The sequence below is a fragment of the Sulfuricurvum sp. genome (assembly GCF_049277495.1).
Taxonomy (GTDB): domain Bacteria; phylum Campylobacterota; class Campylobacteria; order Campylobacterales; family Sulfurimonadaceae; genus Sulfuricurvum.
The window spans coordinates 1-3,402 of the sequence record NZ_JBASYM010000048.1; the positions used below are offsets into that span (position 1 = coordinate 1).

Consider the following 3,402-nt stretch of genomic DNA (forward strand, 5'->3'; position numbering starts at 1 on the left):
GATAAACTGCGCGGAATGCTCTCCAATGAGCGTTTTGTCGCCAATGCGCCCGAAGCCGTTATTACTGAAAATCGTAACGGACTTGCCGATGCCGAAGAAAAAATCGGTAAAATTGACGCTCAACTAAGTTCTTTAGGTAACTAGTTTGCAATTTCGAGAACTCTCCGCATCAGAGCTTGTCGAGGGGTTCGCCCTCCTCACAACCCTCCGACCGGAACTCACTTCGGATCAGTTTGACGCTTTTATCACTTCTCAGTATCCTAAAGACTACCGCCCTATCGGTGCTTATCAGCGCGGAGAGCTACAGGTCTATGCAGGGGTAAGTATACGGGAGAATTTGGAGTTGGGACGGCATTTGATCGTGGATGATTTTGTTACCTACAACGGATGTGAGCATCTGAGTCGTGAAATGATCGATTATCTATGCGATTATGCCAAAATATATAAATGCCAGTCACTCGTGGTATGGGGACAACAACGGGGATTAAAGATTAATGATTTAGACGGATTCCGTCCCAAAAGGGACAGTTTTATTAAAATATTCTAACTATTCTTCGATTCCTTCAACCTCAATGACCAGCTTAACTTCTTCTCCGACGACAACACCACCGGCTTCAATCGCTTTATTCCAGTTCAAACCGTAATCTTTACGGTTGATCGAACCGGTCAATACAAAACCGGATCGCTGATTACCCCATGGATCTTCAACAACTCCCCCCATATCGATGTCAAGTGTTACTTTTTTCGTAATGCCTCGGATGCTTAGGTTTCCCGTCATTTTATCTTTGGTAGCACTCGTCATGACAAATGTAATATCTCCGAATTTGGCAGTATCAAAAAAATCTGCACTTCGTAAATGGTCATCCCGCTTTTGGATCCCGGTATCAACCGAATCAGCTTTAATGTGACCGCTTAGCGCTTTAAACTGCCCTTTGTCCAGATCATACGTTCCTGAGAAATTAGCGAATTTTCCGGTTACCGTACTAATCATCATGTGTTTAACTTTAAAGCCTACATTCGAATGGGAAACATCCACTTTGTATACAGCTGCCGATACTGCTGTTGAACCTATCAGCAATCCGGCTAAAACAGCGGCGATAAAATTCTTTCTCATATACAATCCTTTTGAGTTTAATCTTGAAACATTGTAAGATTTTTTCCTCAATGAATTATTAACACAAAAATAATGAGCAATAAACTTAAGCTTTGTTATACTTTTGCACTTTATCCAAAGGTCTCTTATGCAACTTTGTGTCGCCCTTGATCTCCCGAGTCAAGAAGAAAACTTAGCGCTCGTCGAAAAAATCAAAGACTACCCCCTATGGCTCAAAGTAGGACTGCGATCCTATATCCGTGACGGCAAGCCTTTTATCGATGCGATCAAAACCATCAATCCCCAATTTAAAATCTTTTTAGACCTCAAACTCTACGATATTCCCAATACCATGGCCGATGCGGCTGAATCCATTATGGGGTTGGGTGTCGATATGTTCAATGTCCATGCCTCTGCGGGCCGCAAAGCGATGCGTGAAGTAATGAAACGTCTCGAGCCTTATGAAAACCGCCCTCTCGTCCTCGCCGTCACAGCCCTCACCTCATTTGAAGAGTCTGAGTTTAATCATGTATATTCTGAGAGTATCGCCGCAAAAGCCGATCGCTTTGCACAGGATGCGCATGAAGCAGGTCTGGACGGTGTCGTATGCAGTGCCTATGAAAGCGCCTCCATCAAATCTCTTACCAGTGACTCCTTTGTCACGCTCACACCCGGTATACGGCCGTTCGGCGAAGATGCCGGAGATCAGGAGAGAGTTGCCACTATTGAAACAGCACACAATGAAAAAGTTGATTTTATCGTCGTCGGACGCCCTATTTACAAAGCATCTGATCCGGCTCAAGTGGTGGAAAAAATACTCCGAATTCTATAATATATTCGTAATATCGTTGTAATCTCTTTTTTCTAAACTTCCGTAACTATCTCAGCATTACGGGGTCTATCATCATGAAAAAACTTTTACTTCTCATCCCGGCAGTTCTGCTGGCGGGAACGGGGATTTTTTGGGCAACCTTTACATCTAATGTCATTCAGCCGCATCCCGCTCAGCCAACGGAGAAAATGCCACAGGATATTCAAGGACTTTTTTCAAACAGCGAACATTCACTTCGTCAAATCATCCGCCATGGAGATACACAATCGATCGCACCCATGCGAGGTTCATTTGCCGCGATGGAAACCAAACTCGCCCAACACCGAAAAGATGGCTATCCAACCGCCAAAGTCGAAAAAATATTATCCCAGTATGAAGAAGACACGACCCTTTTATCCCAAAAATTTTCCCCAAGACTTAAACAACTTCAGCAATACGATCAGTTTGAAAGTTCTCACGAAAAACTCTTTATCCTCGCGGTTGATCAAATTGGGCTTTATGAACTCATAACAGCGTACAAAAATCTAGACAGAATGCGTAACCGCTATCTCAAGGAACCCTCAACAGAAACGAAAATAGCATATCTGTCTGAAAACCGACATCTCCAAAACATCATCAAAGAACTCTATCTCGATACCGTGATAGAAAAACCGCTCTTTGAATACCTCAATAATCACAAACACTATTTTGAATTGATATCCGCTTCGTATGAGGAGATCGGATACGAACGGATACTGCGCATGCGCACCAGTGCATACGCTATTAAAAGCGAGCTTCAGTTATTGCCGTCAAGCTGATTTTTTTTGGAATACTCTTTGCTAGTTTTGAACAAATCACTGCGAGGAGTCTGCATGAAATTTATGGAAAAAATCGAACTGATTGTGAAACTAAAAGAAAAGATTGCCGAGGCAAAAGCTTCGAATGAGGTTCTTGCAATGCAATTACAAGCTCTTTTAGATCAAATCATCGCCACACCCAAAAACTCTCCGGCAATTTAACCCAGACAAGCACCAATTTAAGGTGCTTGTTATCTACCTCTCCGTATAATTACGCCCTCTTACAAAATGGACGAGTAGGAAAGCGGCTGAATCCACCTCCCTGCTAAGGAGACGTACTGGCAACGGTACCGAGAGTTCGAATCTCTCCTCGTCCGCCACAAGTGCCTTTTTAGGGACTTTTTAAGCTTTTTTCAAAAAAAACCCGAAATTTTCTTACCTACCCAAAACCTAACTTTATCTGTCCACTATTTTATAATTTTGATCCCTATAAGCAATATAAATATTGTTAGAAAAAACTTCAGAATTTAACTCCACGCTTGAGAATGGGAAACACAAAATCCTATCAAGACGGTATTGGCAAAGGTTTCGGATAAAAAAATTCACACCTGAAATAGTCTCTATTTAGTCAAGAGTTGATAAAAAAGGAGATACAATATCATCATGAAAGAACATTACACAAAACAGTTTAAAAGAGATAC

6 protein-coding genes and 1 tRNA gene are annotated in these 3,402 nt (G+C 42.1%); 6 read left to right on the forward strand and 1 reads right to left on the reverse strand.

What is annotated here, in order from left to right; genetic code table 11:
- Positions 1-15: 15 nt before the first annotated feature.
- Complete coding sequence (locus tag WAO38_RS08835; protein WP_422236313.1) at positions 16-144, forward strand: hypothetical protein; 129 nt, start codon at positions 16-18, stop codon at positions 142-144.
- A gap of 1 nt (position 145) precedes the next feature.
- Positions 146-547 (forward strand): hypothetical protein, encoded by a 402-nt coding sequence (locus WAO38_RS08840; RefSeq protein ID WP_422236304.1) that lies wholly within the window; start codon positions 146-148, stop codon positions 545-547.
- Here WAO38_RS08840 and WAO38_RS08845 read toward each other — a convergent pair whose 3' ends face one another.
- Positions 548-1,114 (reverse strand): YceI family protein, encoded by a 567-nt coding sequence (locus WAO38_RS08845; RefSeq protein ID WP_422236306.1) that lies wholly within the window; start codon positions 1,112-1,114, stop codon positions 548-550. It lies immediately after the preceding gene.
- 127 nt (positions 1,115-1,241) lie between these two features.
- Here WAO38_RS08845 and pyrF point away from each other — a divergent pair, with 127 nt between their 5' ends.
- From pyrF to WAO38_RS08865, 4 genes are all read left to right on the forward strand, one after another.
- Positions 1,242-1,925 carry an orotidine-5'-phosphate decarboxylase gene (gene pyrF, locus WAO38_RS08850; protein WP_422236308.1) on the forward strand — a complete coding sequence of 228 codons (684 nt, stop codon included), beginning with the start codon at positions 1,242-1,244 and terminating at the stop codon, positions 1,923-1,925.
- 74 nt (positions 1,926-1,999) lie between these two features.
- Positions 2,000-2,722: a hypothetical protein gene (locus WAO38_RS08855; RefSeq protein WP_422236310.1), complete on the forward strand. Its 723-nt coding sequence runs from the start codon at positions 2,000-2,002 to the stop codon at positions 2,720-2,722.
- Between the two features lie 54 nt (positions 2,723-2,776).
- Positions 2,777-2,923 (forward strand): hypothetical protein, encoded by a 147-nt coding sequence (locus WAO38_RS08860; RefSeq protein ID WP_422236311.1) that lies wholly within the window; start codon positions 2,777-2,779, stop codon positions 2,921-2,923.
- 68 nt (positions 2,924-2,991) lie between these two features.
- Positions 2,992-3,081 (forward strand) — tRNA-Ser (locus tag WAO38_RS08865).
- Positions 3,082-3,402 lie beyond the last annotated feature (321 nt).